Annotated in this window: 14 protein-coding genes; 10 read left to right on the top strand and 4 right to left on the bottom strand. The window is 37.3% G+C overall.

Translation table 11 applies throughout. The features are described 5' to 3' along the window. From M0R80_26715 to M0R80_26670, 10 genes are all read left to right on the top strand, one after another. A partial coding sequence (locus tag M0R80_26715; GenBank protein MCK9463230.1) for a hypothetical protein occupies positions 1 to 524 on the top strand: 524 nt, incomplete at its 5' end. After that, on the top strand, positions 524 to 1,051 hold the full coding sequence (locus tag M0R80_26710; protein ID MCK9463229.1) for a hypothetical protein: 528 nt from the start codon (positions 524 to 526) through the stop codon (positions 1,049 to 1,051). The genes M0R80_26715 and M0R80_26710, both read left to right, overlap by 1 nt. A 362-nt stretch (positions 1,052 to 1,413) precedes the next feature. Continuing rightward, the gene (locus tag M0R80_26705; protein ID MCK9463228.1) at positions 1,414 to 1,989 is read left to right on the top strand and encodes a hypothetical protein; all 576 of its coding nucleotides are present in this window, start codon (positions 1,414 to 1,416) and stop codon (positions 1,987 to 1,989) included. After that, complete coding sequence (locus tag M0R80_26700; protein MCK9463227.1) at positions 1,989 to 6,674, top strand: phage tail tape measure protein; 4,686 nt, start codon at positions 1,989 to 1,991, stop codon at positions 6,672 to 6,674. The genes M0R80_26705 and M0R80_26700 overlap by 1 nt, the downstream gene beginning before the upstream one ends. 55 nt (positions 6,675 to 6,729) lie before the next feature. Continuing rightward, positions 6,730 to 7,032, top strand: a complete 303-nt coding sequence (locus M0R80_26695; GenBank protein ID MCK9463226.1) for a hypothetical protein — start codon at positions 6,730 to 6,732, stop codon at positions 7,030 to 7,032. Further along, positions 7,029 to 7,439, top strand: a complete 411-nt coding sequence (locus M0R80_26690) for a hypothetical protein (GenBank protein ID MCK9463225.1) — start codon at positions 7,029 to 7,031, stop codon at positions 7,437 to 7,439. The genes M0R80_26695 and M0R80_26690 overlap by 4 nt, the downstream gene beginning before the upstream one ends. Continuing rightward, the gene (locus tag M0R80_26685; protein MCK9463224.1) at positions 7,436 to 10,558 is read left to right on the top strand and encodes a hypothetical protein; all 3,123 of its coding nucleotides are present in this window, start codon (positions 7,436 to 7,438) and stop codon (positions 10,556 to 10,558) included. The genes M0R80_26690 and M0R80_26685 overlap by 4 nt, the downstream gene beginning before the upstream one ends. A gap of 9 nt (positions 10,559 to 10,567) precedes the next feature. Beyond that, positions 10,568 to 11,560: a hypothetical protein gene (locus tag M0R80_26680; protein MCK9463223.1), complete on the top strand. Its 993-nt coding sequence runs from the start codon at positions 10,568 to 10,570 to the stop codon at positions 11,558 to 11,560. 157 nt (positions 11,561 to 11,717) lie between these two features. Continuing rightward, the gene (locus M0R80_26675) at positions 11,718 to 12,077 is read left to right on the top strand and encodes a hypothetical protein (GenBank protein ID MCK9463222.1); all 360 of its coding nucleotides are present in this window, start codon (positions 11,718 to 11,720) and stop codon (positions 12,075 to 12,077) included. Continuing rightward, on the top strand, positions 12,062 to 13,402 hold the full coding sequence (locus M0R80_26670) for a hypothetical protein (protein MCK9463221.1): 1,341 nt from the start codon (positions 12,062 to 12,064) through the stop codon (positions 13,400 to 13,402). The genes M0R80_26675 and M0R80_26670 overlap by 16 nt, the downstream gene beginning before the upstream one ends. 237 nt (positions 13,403 to 13,639) lie before the next feature. Here M0R80_26670 and M0R80_26665 read toward each other — a convergent pair whose 3' ends face one another. From M0R80_26665 to M0R80_26650, 4 genes are all read right to left on the bottom strand, one after another. Further along, the gene (locus tag M0R80_26665; protein ID MCK9463220.1) at positions 13,640 to 13,981 is read right to left on the bottom strand and encodes a hypothetical protein; all 342 of its coding nucleotides are present in this window, start codon (positions 13,979 to 13,981) and stop codon (positions 13,640 to 13,642) included. Further along, a complete protein-coding gene (locus tag M0R80_26660) occupies positions 13,978 to 14,607 on the bottom strand; it encodes a 3'-5' exonuclease (GenBank protein ID MCK9463219.1) in 630 nt (209 codons plus the stop codon). Before M0R80_26660 ends, M0R80_26665 begins: the two co-directional genes overlap by 4 nt. Beyond that, positions 14,600 to 15,286: a hypothetical protein gene (locus M0R80_26655; protein ID MCK9463218.1), complete on the bottom strand. Its 687-nt coding sequence runs from the start codon at positions 15,284 to 15,286 to the stop codon at positions 14,600 to 14,602. The genes M0R80_26660 and M0R80_26655 overlap by 8 nt, the downstream gene beginning before the upstream one ends. Further along, on the bottom strand, positions 15,283 to 15,743 hold a 461-nt coding region (locus tag M0R80_26650; GenBank protein ID MCK9463217.1), incomplete at its 5' end, for a class I SAM-dependent methyltransferase. The genes M0R80_26655 and M0R80_26650, both read right to left, overlap by 4 nt.

Genomic DNA, 15,743 nt, shown 5'->3' with positions numbered 1-15,743 from the left:
GAATTGATTCAAGCAACAGTGGAAGGTCACTACAAAATGGAGTTAGAAGCATGAATCCTTTGTACGCAATTTGGCATCCTGTCTACGCCTCTGTAGACTTGAAGGATGCTACAGTTACTGTAAATGGGGTTTCTGTTAAAATTGGTCAAGGAAACTTGACCTGGACAGAACACCGTCCTATGAATTATATCACAGATCGTGGCATCTTGGATGATGTTAAGGCGGCTGATGAACAGCCTGTTGACGTGAAACTGGATGCCATGTGGGAATATATGGCATCTACGGGTGTTAGTACACTTGAGGATGCAATTAAGGGTAATTTGGGTAGCACTTCTAGCGATCCGGATACCTGTAGGCCATTTGCTTGTGACATTAGTATTGTCTTTGCTCCTGACTGTGGTACGGGAATGACTTATCTGTTGCCTGATTATCGTTGGGAGACTTTGGATTATGATCCGAAGGCTGCTACGATTTCAAGTACGGGTAAGTGCAATGTTACGGAAGTTACGCGAACACTTAGCTGATGAAACAAGACCCGCCTCTGGTGGAAACCAGAGGCGGGAGAAAGGATCTTAAGATGAAGATTGGTGAAAGAACTCTCGGCCCCCAAGTGCGTATCCTCGTTATTCCTCGGCAGGAAGGTAATGTTGTCTTTAAGGCAAAAGCCGTATTAGACTACAAGGCATTTGATGCATTAGTCACGAATCCAGTACCTCCAAATATCATGATGAAAGGTGAGACAAGTTTTAAGCCGAATTTCAAAGACCCAAAATATATTGAAAGTCTTGACAAGTATATTGGATTGAAACGAGACTGGATGTTTATTGAATCCCTTTCAGTAACACCTGATCTTATTTGGGAAAAAGTGAAGCTTGAGGATATCGAGACTTGGGGTAAATGGTCTGATGAATTGACTGAAGCTGGATTTACTCCTATGGAAATTAATCGTATTATTGGTCTTATCATTGAAGCTAATGGTATGGATCAGACAATGATTGATGAGGCTACGAAGGCTTTTTTAGCTGGTCAGGTGGTAACACAAAACGTATAGTATTACCACCGGCGCGTACTGAAAGATATGCTATTTGGAAAGCATGCGAACGAATGAATATAACACCACCAGAAATAAAGAATGAATGGGAATCTAATAACATTTGGAACCAAGCTCAACTTATTGCATGGTCACAGATACGTGATATGGAAGATGCTGAAGCAAGGACTTTTTAACATGCCACGAGTATATCTTCGGATTAGACGAAGTGTAAGAAAAGCTCATAAACAATGGTCTTTAAGTAGAGTCAAGAAGGTATCTTCTATGACTTATAACAAATTACGAAATAAGGTAAAGAGATTACCGAGACTCCGAAAGGGTCACTAGGTGTAACTAGAGTCTCGGTAATCTGGAGATATAAAATGTTTACATACGCAGACTTAGGCTTATCAGAAGAATTTTTTGATAAGGAACCTAAAATTAGAAAAGAAACCTATGAGAATCTCAAAAGGATGTGGGCGAGTGGTGTACAGGCTTTTTTGAATGAAATTGCACAATATAATTTAGTTCATGTATTAAGTGGTATGTCTAGGGCATCATTAATACCCTTAGCAAGGGAAGTAAGAATGATGACTGCCTATAGAGCAAAGGTATCAGAAGACAGATTCCAAGCTATTGGAAATGTATTAAAGGGTTGGACAGATATGTCTGGTACTTGGCATCGTGAAGGTTACAGATCAATATCACACGGTATTAGAGAAGGTGAGCACTGCTATATATTAGATTTTGGAGATATAAGTAATTGGGTTTTCAAGTTTGAATTCAAAATTAATGTTTATCAATGGTATCTACATGAAATGGGGTATACCAATGGTTCAGCTTGGAATGCATTGCCCCAAGCTAATGCAGCCTTTAATAATGAAATCGATAATTTGTTACCAATGATTGTTAACGAATCTGCATCAAAATTCTTTGAAACAGGTTCAGTGAGGGTCTAATGTCAACACCAGACACAAATAATATGAATAAGGTTCGGGATGCATTGATGATGGTTGGTGTGTCTATGAAAGGCACAAAAATCAATGCACAAGAATTATTGACTGAATTAAATAAATATAATGAAATTTTCTCAATAATGAAGTTGCGTGTATCGGATGCATCTGCTACTATTAAAGTAATGAATCAGGATATGGAAACATTATCAGCTACATTTAAGATGGTTAAAGGTGATTTATCTGTTTCAACAGTAATGGATTCTAATGTAGCGGCAACAAATAAACTGAAAGCTGCAATAATTGAATTGCATAATGAGGAAAGGAGATTTCAACGTAATGTACCACGGATAAGTGGTCTTATTGGAGCAGATGAGTCTACTTTAGGTAGAGCAAATACACAAGACTTTGGAAATTATCAACAGGCCTCTCAGAATCTTGCACAGTCTATGGCTAAAAATAAATTGTATATGGACGATGTCCGTGGTATGCTTGCGAGTATGTCTAGTAATACGTCTATGGGGCCTATGAATCAAGGAGTAAAGGAAGTATATACAGCTCTTCAACAAGTAGTGAGAACTTGGGATACAATCAATAGTAAAGAAAAAGCTGCGACTGCTGAAATACAGAATCAAGCACAGCAATTAAGAGTTAAGGGATTTGAATCAGCGCTAAGCCAACGTGCTCAAGAAGAGGCAATGTGGACTGCGCGTAATGCACCTATAAATAAAGATGAGATATTTACTAATCAGAAAATTGCTAAATTGAAAGAAGAGGAAACAGTTCAGGTTACTTTGAATAAGGAAGTAGGGCTATATTCAGTTGAACAGAGTAAAGCAGAGTCGGCTGCATCAAAACGTAGTTCTAAGGTTATTGCGGATATTAAAAGAGAAATTGTTTTAGAGGAGCAATTATTACATCAGCGTACTAAAGCGATTATATTAAGTAATCAACAAGCAATAAAACAGAACAATATATCTAGTGGTGTGCAGAGTGTCTTAGGAGTAGACCAAGGTAAATTAAACAAGGCAAATATTGCTGATTTTACTGGATTTCAATCTTCTCAGAATAAATTATCTGAGTTGATGCTAAAATATAATGTATCATTAAATCAACTTAATAATCTTTGGTCAAATCTTAAGACAAATACGCCTATGAAGGCGATGTCTAAAGAAATGTCTGAAGTATATAGTCAATTGCAGTTAGTTACTGCTGCTTATAGTAAAGTTGATGCTCGTTGGGGTAATCAGTTTAATTCAGTAGCAACGAGCATCAAAAAAGCAAAAGATGAAATGGTTAGGTTCAGTATTTCTTGGGAATTAGCTATTAAGTTAGTAGCAGTTCAGTTAGCACATCAAGCAATATCCTCGCTTATTAGGAATTTGCAAGCTGGTATTCTATCTGCTATTGAACTTCAAAAGAGATTAGCTGAAGTTAGGACAATTTCACAAAATAATCAATTGACTACGGCTGAATGGCAGAAGGGGTTTGAAAAAGTATCCAATTCATATGGTATTGATATGTTAGATGTTATTGCTGGTGGTTATGAAGCAATATCTAATCAGGTTGTCAGCGGTGCACAAGCTTTTAAATTTATGGAAGAGGCAGCTAAGTTTGCTATAACTGCATTAGTCTCGACTAAAGATGCAGTTAACATTTTGTCTACGGCTATTAATACTTATGGTGAGACTGTTGAAGAGGCTAATACACTAGCTGCAAAATATTTTAAGACAATTGAAGTTGGGCGTATTCGTGGTGAAGAATTAGCGAATATTGGACAAGTAATAGTACCTGCTGAGCAACTTGGCATTAGTCTTAATGAATTATTAGGTATTACTGCTACATTAACTAGACATGGTTTGAAATCTAATGAAACCTTTACTCAATTGCGCGGTGTATTTACAGCTTTACTAAAGCCTACTGAGGCTATGAAAGAATTCTTTGATAGGATGAATGTTTCCTCTGGTGAACAGTTAATTGCATCGAGAGGGATATTGGGTACTTTTGATGCCTTACGTGATGAAACTAAAGGATTATCTACTGAACTTGCGGCATTAGTACCAAGACAACGTGGTATGGCTGGTGCCATGTTATTAACAGGCAGGGCTATGCAAGAGGTTAAAGAAGATATTTTAGCTATTGCTGATAGTATGGGTTATTATAATAAAGCAGTGGATATTGCACTGGAAAGTACTGGTAGACGGTTACAGATTGAATTAGAAAAGACTAGGAATTATTTCAGAAATGATTTAGGAACAGTTGCACTTAAGGAAATATTGAATGTAACTGAAGCTTTTGGTGGGTTAGACCAAAGTGTTAAATTTGTTGTAGACACCCTAAAATTGTCATTATTGCCTGCTATAATTCTTACTTCTAGGGCCTTAGTAGGGTTATCTCTTGCTCATCCATTTGCTGCTATGTTTGCAGGGGCTGCGTTGACTATTACGAAATTTAGACAGTGGTCGAAGGAAAGCATTGAAATATTAAATCAGATTTCTGAGGATAACTTAACTTGGATAAATAAGAATGCGGATGCAAGCAAAGCCGAGACGGTAAAACAGATAAATGATATCAAAAATCTGTTTATGGGTCTCGGTAAAGAGTCTAGTAAGTCATTAACCGTTACATTGGGCGCTATTAAGCCCTTTATAGAAACCTCCGCCAATTATTATGATTCTGCTTTTGACCATTTGAAATTAGAATATACTAACTTTCAGTCTACTGTAGAAAAAGATTTAGATCAATTAAAGGGTAATTTAACTGAATTTAAAAGTAATATCAAATCGCTTGAAAGCGCCAATATTTCTGCTAGAAGTGATTTTACTAAAGTCAAATTAAGTTGGGAACTTGATGAAACTGATACACCTCAGGATAAATTGAATATTATTAAACGGGTTATTAAACAACTTGATGTTGAGCGTGTGGATTTATTTAATACTGGGAATATTAAGGAGGCTATTTCTAAAAGTAATGAAATGGTAAGTTATTATACTCAAATGCATACATTGGTAAAGCAAATAACCAATGAAAATGAACGCAATGCTAGAGCAACTTCAGACCTTATTAGGAAACAGAAAGAAGAGAATGCTCAGTATAAGTTAAAACGTCAAGAACTCAAAATTCAATTAATACAATTAGAACAGGAACGAAAAGACCCTATCAATGAAGATGGTAGTTCTATCAAGGGTAGAACTGCTCAGAGACGGGAATTACAACATATACGTGAAAAGGAATTGAAAATACAAGAGAGTATTAATGAATTGGCTTTAGAACATGCCCAAAAGGAAGAAGAGTTAAAGACTAAGATTGATCGTAAAACTCAACAAACTATAACCTATAAAGACATCGAAGAACAAGCTGCATTAGCAATTGAAAAGCAAATTAAATATCAAGAGAAAATGATAATTATTAATAGGCAATTGGCTAAAGAGTCTGAAACTAGGTTATTTACAGAAACTCTTATAAATAATGAATTGAAAATTGTATCAAATAAGGCACAAAAGTTTGATCGTGAGAAAGTTACAAAACTTGATGATACTGAATTTAAACAAGCAATAAAAGAGCAACTTGATAATATATCAAGACTCAAGGAACTTGCAACTGAACGTGGATTTGGTGATAAGGGTACTAAGATTGCGAGTAAATTAACAGAGAGTCTTAAGATTGTAGAAGAATATGAACTAGAGAAACGGGCTTTAAAGTCATTAGATATTGCTAATAAACAGCATATAAATGACACTATTGGGGACATAAATAGACTAGAGAAGCATCTCATAGATACACGCGATAATGTGACTAAAACTACTTCACAGATGGAAGTTCTTGCGAGTAGAATTAGTACTGAAATCGAAAAGGGTACAAAATTTGCAGACCCCGAAAGTCTAATAGCTTTAAAAGTGGCAATAAGGACATTTGTTAATAGTGGTGATATTAAACAATTAGATAAAGTAATGGGATTATTGCGCGGCGTAAATCTAAAGGGTGAAGAAGTTGAATTTATAGATCAATCTACGGGTAAACAAGTACTGGGGCCAGTGTTAGAGGGATTAAAACAGGAATTAAAGAGCCTACAAGAGACTTCATTAAGTGGTACAATTGATGCTAAACAAATCAATGCTTTATCTGATTTAATCATTTTGATGGAATCAGTGACTACAGGTATAAAAGGAACTGATAAGATAACTCCATTTACATCTATGTTAGCAGATTTAGAGAAAGGTAAAGTTGCATTAGATGAACTGGGAACGACACTCAAGGAAAAATTTAACATACCACTTGAGAATATTAATGAATTTGAAAGAAAAGTCTATAATATTGATAGTGTAGTTTTAGGGATTAAAGCACATTTCGACAGTATTCTAGAAGACATGGGCAAGATTATTGCACCTATTTCTATACCAACTGTACCTACTAAAGCTTTTGGTGGTAGTATACACGGGAGTGACTCAGTACATGCAATGTTAACTCCTGGTGAATATGTTGTTAATGCGGGTGCTAGCCGAAAGTTTTATAGCCAACTTGTTGCAATGAACTCGGGTATGCGTAGATTTGCATCAGGCGGGCCAGTAACTAGTATCAATGGGGATTTCAATGTATCAGTGAATAGTTCTGGGAATCCCGGTATTGACGCAGTCAAAATTGGTAAGGCATTGCGCCGAGAGATTCGGCGCGGGAGAGTGAGCCTTGTTTAAGTATGATTTACTCGAGTTGCCTAGCCCACAGTTTGAGGACACTAGGCGCATTAACATGAATAATGTTGCTAGAGTCAATAATAAAGGTATGCTGGCTATCCTAAAGGATGTAAGTTGGCCAACTGTAACTACTTATCTATATAGATTTTTACTTAGTAACTGTACATCTGGTACTGTATTAAGTCAATCTGAAAATTTTAAAGCAAAACTTATTGCAACAAAGGGTACTGAAATTACTTGGATAGATCAGTTAGGTGTATCAAGAGTAGGGTTTCTTATTACAGATGAACCTGAGTTTGTTAATAATATGAGGGGATTAGTCGAAGTAACAATAGAACTTATGGAGAGTTTAGTATGATTACTATTACCGGACTAGTTAGCAGTACATCAGTTATATTACCCAATGCTCAGTGGGGTGATTCTGTAGCTATTAAATTAAATACAAAATTAAAAGTTACCATGAGTGGTATATTTTATACTTACATAAATACACCCAATCATATTAGGGGCTTATTAAAATTTGGTACCTTGACACCTGCTATTGTTGCTGAGTTTATATTAGCATTAGAAGACTGGTCAAACGAACAAGTTGAAATAGACTCAATAGAAGGTGTCAAATATAGGGGTATTCTATTGACAGATACATATGAAATTGCCACAACTAATTTACGTTGTGCAAGTCAATCTGGTTCTTCTGGTGGAAATAATGAAGCTGTATTACACACTGTTACAATACAGTTTGAAGGTGTTGCAGGAGAAACATGAGAACATTAAGTGCTAGTGTAACAACTCAATACGCAACAGAACCCATAATTGTAATAAAAGTTGAATGGGATTCTGGTACAGTTTACTATGGTGAAAAAGCTTTAACTTGGTCAACTGACACTGTTAAGGGAGATATAACGAGTATAAGTAATCTCAATAATACTGATAGGGATACCGAGTTGGGTGATGTGTCTGATGTAAGCCTTGTATTAAATGATTCAGATGGTAGTATTAAGGACATAAGTGATACAGACATATTAGAAGGAACATTATGCACAGTATATCAAGTGTATGCTGTAAATAATGTAGTCACTGAAAGCAATATCTTGTTAAAGGGAAAGATTTCTGGTGATATTAAATGGATAGAGGGAGATCGTTCATTTACATGTAGTGTAGAATCTGCACTATTAGATGGTGAAATTGGGTATGCACCAAATTCAGACGATATTTCTGATTTAAGTGATGAGGCTACAGGTAAAATGTGGCCGCTTTGTTTTGGCAAACCTCTTAGAGTACCTGCAGTTAGGTTGCGAAAAACATTATATGGTACTCTTCGAGGTAATGTAACTTATGGTACAACCTCAGTTATAATCGAGGGTGGTATTGATTTTCCACAAACACCAACAATAGTAACAATTTATATTAAAGGAGTAAAGTGTACTGGCACATTTAGCGGAAACACTTTTACATTCGCTACACAAAATGATGCATATTATACTAGCCTTGCTGTTAATAATCGTGAAGCGGGTGACTATATAAATGACTATTCTGTGTTATGGTTAGTAGATACAACTGCAAACATAGAGAATAAGTTCTGTAATATAAATCATCCATCTGTTGGATGGATATCAAACTACTGTAGTAAGCAAGTAGGTACTAGATGTCACTTTATAAGACCTTGGAAAATCAATCATGGTACATCTAGTGCATATTTGCTTATAGGTAATACTTGTACTATAGCTGAAGTAGCACAGTACCCAAGAACAAGTTGGTCGGAAGATTTTACTTGTGATTCTTTGATTGACGGATATAATGCTCAAGGTGACTGGATTGTAGAAATGCCTGTAGATTTATGGGTAGAGGTAAGAGATTCTTGGAATTTACATACAGGCGAATCTGTTAAATATTTGTCGACATATAATGAGATGTATATAATCAATAATATGGCTTCTACTAGTCTCTTAGAAGTAATGGCTTATCGTCAAGTTAAGAAAAACTTAACTGAATCATCAAAGGAACGAGAACTAGTTGTAGTCCCTAGCGATTGGTATACTAAGAATCTGAATAATACAATAGATGGCCAAACCTGTACAACAATTACATTTATAGAAGGCTTAGATGACTCTTTTGGAAGATTTGCAAAATATGAATTCGAGGGTGATATATTTATTACTGTAAACTCCAGTGTAGGCGAGAATATAGCAGATATTATTCAGTATCTTATTGAGACATACTCTGATTATGCTGTCGATGCTGCATCATTCTTATCCGTGCACAATGAACAAGTCATATTTCCGTGTAACTTTGCATTGTCCGATAAAAAAAGTACATTGGAAGTTTGTAATGATATTGCTTGGCAAGCACGTTGTGCATTATATGTGCGTAATGGTATAATATTTTTGAAATATTTATCTACTGAACCAGTTTCAACTGACTTGACATTAGATACTAATAATATTTTGTTAAAATCTATTAACTTAGGTTTTACAACTATAGAAGATTTGGTAACATACTTTACAGCTAATTGGCAAACAGATTATTCAGATGCTGAGGGTAAAGATAAAGTATATATTTATAAGGATCAAACTTCAATTGATAAATTCGGAATGAAAGAGCAAGAATATGATTTTTATATTTATAATCAAGAGTCATTAGTAAAGATTTCAGCAGATTTCTGGGGGTACCGTTATGGTCATATTTGGAGAAAATTATACTGTACATCGATTCTAAGTGCCCTAAAACTTGAAGTATATGATACAGTCTCTTTTGATGTTGCATCGATTCTGACTAATATTTTAAAGGGGGATGTTATATCTGCCTCATATAGTCATGATTCACCTGAGATTCCATTGGAGATTCAATTAGCTTCACAAGCGGGGACAGTAATCGAAGATCCAAATTATTGGGATATTGGTTCACACTCAGCACCAGCAGATCCAACAATAGGTCTTACTGAATTAGACTATGATCCAATAATCTATAATGAAGACTCAGGCGCAGCAAATAATGATAATAATGAACAGGCTAGTGATAAGTACTATCTCAGGATTACAGTTGGTACTAACTCTATTGGGGAAGTAACCCGAGGCGAAAACTTTAGTATTTCACTAAGACTCGAAGATGAAGCCGGGAAACAAGTTGCTAAAACTTGTCGTGTAGCCTTGACTTTACATGTATCTAGTGGCATAGACTCTTTAAATTATACATCTACTACTTTAGTTGGTGGTAAAGCTTCTACAGCAACTGCTAAGATAACTGGTAGCACTGGACGTAAAACTTGTTTTATTAAAGTAGCCCCTTTAGAAAATCCAGAAAAGTATAAGGGCTGCGTAAGTATTACATTTGATGTAGTAAGTGCTAATGCTGTAACAGTTACACCGGCAACTACTACATTTTCTCGTGGAGTTTATCAAGCAGTAACTGTAACTGGTGCACCTAAATCTGAAATTTATATATCTTGGATAAATGGTACTGATGCCGGTGATGATGTACAGGTATATTCTGGTAGCCCAATAGTATTAGATGATGCTGGTACTAAGACAATAAATATGAAAATAACCGGGGGCATTGCTTCTGGTACGGGGAAAATAAGAGGAACATTCTTTAAGCATGATGGTAATTTTATTATAGGTGATTCAGCAACAATAACAATTAACGAGAATCGGGAAACAGTTGGCGATACTGATGAGGGTGATGAGGCATTAGATTCTACAGAATTCTTTATGAATACTGATGACAAGGGATTAGAACTTAATATAATGACTCGTGTTGCTTATTTTACAGGAAGTCATACACTTTGGGGTTATATTAGGACCTTAAAGTTTACTAATGAGGGAAAATTAGCATATATTAGCGGTGAGACAAGAATAACTATTGATAGTCCTGAATCTTGTGTATAGGAGTTAACAATGGGTCACCTAAAATATAGTAGCAATGGACATTTATTAAGAAATGCCAGTGGGCATTTGGTAATTGAGTGTTCTACGCCTAGTAGTGGGTGTCTAATAGACATAAAAAAACGCCAGAAAGCGCACGGAAAGATGCTGTGGTATGCATGGGACCCCGAAGATCCATATAACCCCACTCGACTCATCGACGATTCAGGCGCGACCGAATACACCTTAGCGCAGCTTAAGGCGTACGTGGCCGCCTGCTGCTCTGAAGACTGCGACACTTGGTATGGGGCCTTCATCTCGTCAGATGAGTACGCCGGTAGCTCGTCGGAACCGTCCTATCTCCCGAGCGACTACGCCGATGGTTCCACGTCGGTAGAGGAACTATGTGCTCTCGTCTCCGCCATGACCGTGACTAGGAGGAAGGGTTATTTTGGGTATGCTACAGGCGCAAAAGTTGGAAATGCGGTTACTGGGATAATCGCACCGCCCCCTGAGTATTCTGGGGTCGAGGCATCTGCGGAGACCGCGTTTGATGCTTCCAGTTTAGAAGGGTCTGGGTACGCCGGGATTTACTCCACTCTTATGCTTTATGTGAGAACCGCCGATGGAGTTGAGTCTGGGGCAAACCTCCAATTCAGCCCGTCAAAAGCACAGACCTATGAAAATCTATTGTCAACCGAGATATACCATGATGTGTCATTCTATGCGATCATGACGGCCATGTCGTCTACTGTGGGAGATTGGGAATCGGCGGAGTGGGATGATTTTGGCACGGGGATGGTCGAAGACGCCTGGAACTTTATGGGTCAATCTGTCGCGTCCCTGAGCGGAACGGCTATCGCTGAGTATGGCCCCTGGTCTCTCCCCGAGAGCTTCCCGGCTTGGCCAACTATAATTCCCACTTACCCCACTCCCCCTGACATGTTTATCCGACACTATACCAGCAGGGGGATGCAGGCTAAGGTCGGCGATTGGGTAATGTGCCTCATCCACTGGAGCTTCTGATGCTCGTCCGCATGACAAACGGTGACCTAGTTGTGCAAAACATCGTGGGATAACATGCCAGAAGGCTATGTTCGCGACGCCAAAGACCCGCGCCGGTTCCACCCAGTGACGGCGCAGGCCAAGCGGGCAACCACTTCAGGGAACATGAGCCGAGAATATGTTAGTTAAGATGCCAAATGGAGACCTTGTAGCACAAGTTAATGAGAAATGCCCAGTTGATTATTTTGTTGATCAACTGGACTCAAGGAGATTTCATCCTATGCGAGAAACAACTGAAGGTTATATTCATTTTCCTGTAAGAGGCAAACCGCCTACTAAAGATGGCTATGAACCTTATAATAATAACCCCTATATTCTTCAACCGATTCTCGTACCTTGTACCTATAGAGAACAAAGGTTGATTACTAAAAATAATAAGACAACAGGTACTTTCTGCTGTAAACGGCCAATGAACTTTTGTTTAAAGAAAAATAAAGTTGTACTAAGACTGGAGTGTAAAGAATGTTTAGAGTCATAGCGTTTTACACCAAGAACACTCCATATGAAGTTGAGATAGGGAATCTCGAAACTAGTCTCAATAAATTAGGTATTAAGTATCATTTTGAAGGTTACGAGGCACGAGGTTCTTGGGTTAGAAACTGTGCTATTAAGCCTGAGTTTCTTAGGGATATGTTAGATAAGTTTCCAGATGATGATTTATTGTATGTCGATGCCGATGCTGTTTTCGTTGCATATCCCAAGTATTTTGACACATTTGTTGGTGACTTTGGTGTCCATGAGTACCATGGTCGTGAGTTACTTAGTGGTACAATTTTTTTACATAATAATGATAAAGTCGGTGCCTTGATTAATATGTGGATAACTGAACAAATCATGTTCCCTGAGAAATGGGACCAGAAAGTTTTAGCAGGGGTCCTGGCTAAACAATCTAAGAATCTTGGATTACAGGTTACAAATATTCCTGCAGGTTGTGTCAAGATTTTTGATCGTGATCCTAATGTCAAGGACGTTTGCATTGTACATAATCAAGCAAGTAGAAGATTCAAGAATCTCGTAAAGGATATTGGTCCTGAGAAAGCTGATAATGAACCTGCGGAGAAAGTATTAAAAAGTGATAAGAGTAAGGTAAAGGCTGTTTATGATAATGTACGAGTACGTTGGTTAGCAGATGGTAGTTTCATGTTACCTAGAGCTAATGATCGTACAACTCAAATGCTTGATATGCAGTTTATAAGAGTTAAGAATGAGAAACGCTGGTATCCGATTAGTCTTGAGAATGCATTTACTAGGCTTATACCTATCTTTACAGATCATTATACATATATAGTTGGCAAAGGACCAAGTCTAGACTATTTAACTGAGGCCGATTTTCCTAGTCCATATATACCCATTATTGCAATAAATCAAGCAATACATAAAGTGGAGTCTCTTAATATTCAGAATCCAATATTTTGTATGCAGCAAGACTCTAGCATCAAATCAACATGTCTCCCTAAACGTGGAACAATGTTAATCTCAGCACACTCAAGTCGATATTATAAAGATTTATTGCCACCTGAGAGGCTATTTATTTTTAGTCCTTATACATTTTATCTTAATATAAATTCACTTACAGTTAAATGTGCAATATCATTCGCCAGAGAATGTGGAAGTAAGGAAATTGTACTTCTTTGTTTTGATGCTTCGATGCCAAATGGTAGTCTTGAATATGCTAAGTGCATCGGTCATTCAAGTAAGACAGGCGGGAATCCAAATCGATTTCTTACACATAGGCGAGATATTTTGAGAATTACTAGAGGATGTAATATCGAGTTTCGATGGCCTAAAAACCACGTAGCCTAAAGACAATAATGCCCGTAACCTTATCATAAGGTTACGGGCATTATTGTCTTTAGGCTAAGCAATTCAACAATTGAGTCATAGTACTCCTGAGTGAAGCAATATCAGCCTGGGCTAAGGCTAGATGATCTTCAAGAGTTATTGGGCCTAAGAACATATTAGCCTCTCTATCAGATATAACCCGGCTACGGTTAACATTAGCCTGGTTCCAATCATCTAGAATTTGTTTGATTTCATCATTCATGTTATCTTGTATCCTTTCAGTAACTTATATACTTTCTTTGCAACGTGCCCCGTTAGAATTGCAGTATGTTCATCATCTCTAGTAGTCATTGTTTTGATATTATTCCAGTCTAGGATGCCCATAACAAGGTGGCATATTTCATGGCCGATTAGTTCATGTGTAAGCCGCTTTGGCGAAAAGAACAAAGCAAATAGATTACCATTGCTAGAGAATAATGCAGAGTAGTGTTCTATTTTGCAGGGTTCTAAGAGTTTAGCATACTTTTTTCTTGCTTTGACTATATCATTTGCAACGACAATATGTACTGTTGCATTGTACATGGGAATCTTGAATTTCATCCAAGTAGTCCTTGCCTGCAAAGGGCTTTATAGACTTGTGCAGTCGAGAGACAATCAGCAAGTGCATCATGTGCTCTGCTACCCATATCAATTTTAAGTGTTGAACACAAGTACCTAAGGTTGACCTTAGCATACTCAACTTTATTTGCATGGAATCCCGCTCTATCATTTAGATAGAGTGCAGCAGTCATCGTATCTCGATACCTGCCATCGAAAAATTCCTCATATTGGTCACCAAGCCATTTCATAAGGAATGAACGGTCAAAAGCAAAGTTGTGACCCAATGGGATGATCCTATGAGGTGTACCCCATTTGGTTAAGGGTAATTTAAGTTTCTTTACCCAGTCACGCAAAAGATCCTTTACCTTTTCAGAATCATGCCCAGAAGCCATAGCCTTGATAAAGAGTTCCCTATTCAGTTCTTTTGCTTCTGGATTCCAGTACTCAGGAGACTCAGGCTTGATTGTTACATAGAAAGGTATAACATCTTTACGAGGATCGAGGTTCGAGTCTAACGGCAAAATGCAAATTTGTACAATTTCATTCAGAAGTGGGTTCGTTCCTGTAGTTTCAGTATCTATGACACATACTTGATTTTCATTCCAGTGTTGCATCGAGTTAGACATGCTTAGTTTTCCTTTGAAACAGTTGTTTATTCTTAGCAACTAATATACTGCGTCTATTATCCCAATTAAGATGTGAGTGTGCCTGATGACTTGCCCATACAGTATCAGTACAAACTATCTGTATACCTGCTTTCTTTATATTATGCAAAAACATATCATCGTCATAGCAGATTCCAGCGTCAAAGTCTACATCCATGCCTCCTAACTTTGTCCAGTTTTCACGACTCATCGCGGCACAAAAATGCAATTGTCTATTGTGTAACTTTGAATGCTGATACCAAGATAAGTGGTTGCCACTAGCATCAATATTCTGAACAGCAATTACTTGATAAGATTGGGGTAATTGGCTAAAAGCATCATCAAGATACTGCAGGATATCACATTCGGGTTTTACTTCGGGTGAAGTGATTATGGTATACTTACCATGCGAAATCTCTACGGATAGATTCCAAAGATAACAAATACCTCGATGTGACCCTATTTTAGTGATAATAGTTAAGTCATGATATTCCTTAATTAGGTTAAGGAACTGTATATGTTCCTTAGCATTGTTGGGGTCTTCTGCAATACAGATTTCAAAATCCCGCCTATAAGAGTACTGTTCACGAAAAGATTCTAAAGTATTCTTTAAGAGATTAAGTCTTAAGCAGTATGGGAAACAAATGCTATAAGTTATCATTTCGGACTCCATTCTACCCACAGATATTTAGGGTCATTTAATACTATTTTCCATCCAGGGAAATCAGTTACTGCATAAATGGAACGATGGAGATTGAAACTATTTTGAAAATATTCTGGAAAGTTTCGATCATTGAAATAACGATTATTACAATCCCATTTTGTGGGTGTAATAACAATCAGTCTGAGTTTAGTTACGCGCTGAGCTTCACTCAAAGCAAAGACACCATGTATACGTGAAATATGCTCAAGAACATCAGACATGACAACTACATCAAATGATTTATCTTCAAATGGAAGCTTATCAGTACCAATATTAAGTACATGATCGGGGTTACATGCAGGGAAGGCATCAACTGTAACCACCTTCTTATGTGGATACATTTTACTAAGTCGCTTGTCTCCGCAACCTAAATCTAGTACTGTGTTTTCAGTGATGGGTATCTTGAACATTAGAT

It is taken from the genome of Pseudomonadota bacterium, assembly GCA_023229365.1.
Lineage (GTDB): Bacteria > Myxococcota_A > Polyangia > JAAYKL01 > JAAYKL01 > JALNZK01.
This window is presented reverse-complemented; position numbering and strand designations above follow the sequence as displayed.

Coding starts and splice junctions, on each gene's coding strand:
- M0R80_26655 (MCK9463218.1), bottom strand. CDS start 15,286: ATGATAACTTATAGCATTTGTTTCCCATACTGCTTAAGACTTAATCTC.
- M0R80_26685 (MCK9463224.1), top strand. CDS start 7,436: ATGAGAACATTAAGTGCTAGTGTAACAACTCAATACGCAACAGAACCC.
- M0R80_26710 (MCK9463229.1), top strand. CDS start 524: ATGAAACAAGACCCGCCTCTGGTGGAAACCAGAGGCGGGAGAAAGGAT.
- M0R80_26670 (MCK9463221.1), top strand. CDS start 12,062: ATGTTTAGAGTCATAGCGTTTTACACCAAGAACACTCCATATGAAGTT.
- M0R80_26675 (MCK9463222.1), top strand. CDS start 11,718: ATGTTAGTTAAGATGCCAAATGGAGACCTTGTAGCACAAGTTAATGAG.
- M0R80_26660 (MCK9463219.1), bottom strand. CDS start 14,607: ATGTCTAACTCGATGCAACACTGGAATGAAAATCAAGTATGTGTCATA.
- M0R80_26690 (MCK9463225.1), top strand. CDS start 7,029: ATGATTACTATTACCGGACTAGTTAGCAGTACATCAGTTATATTACCC.
- M0R80_26705 (MCK9463228.1), top strand. CDS start 1,414: ATGTTTACATACGCAGACTTAGGCTTATCAGAAGAATTTTTTGATAAG.
- M0R80_26700 (MCK9463227.1), top strand. CDS start 1,989: ATGTCAACACCAGACACAAATAATATGAATAAGGTTCGGGATGCATTG.
- M0R80_26665 (MCK9463220.1), bottom strand. CDS start 13,981: ATGAAATTCAAGATTCCCATGTACAATGCAACAGTACATATTGTCGTT.
- M0R80_26680 (MCK9463223.1), top strand. CDS start 10,568: ATGGGTCACCTAAAATATAGTAGCAATGGACATTTATTAAGAAATGCC.
- M0R80_26695 (MCK9463226.1), top strand. CDS start 6,730: ATGAATAATGTTGCTAGAGTCAATAATAAAGGTATGCTGGCTATCCTA.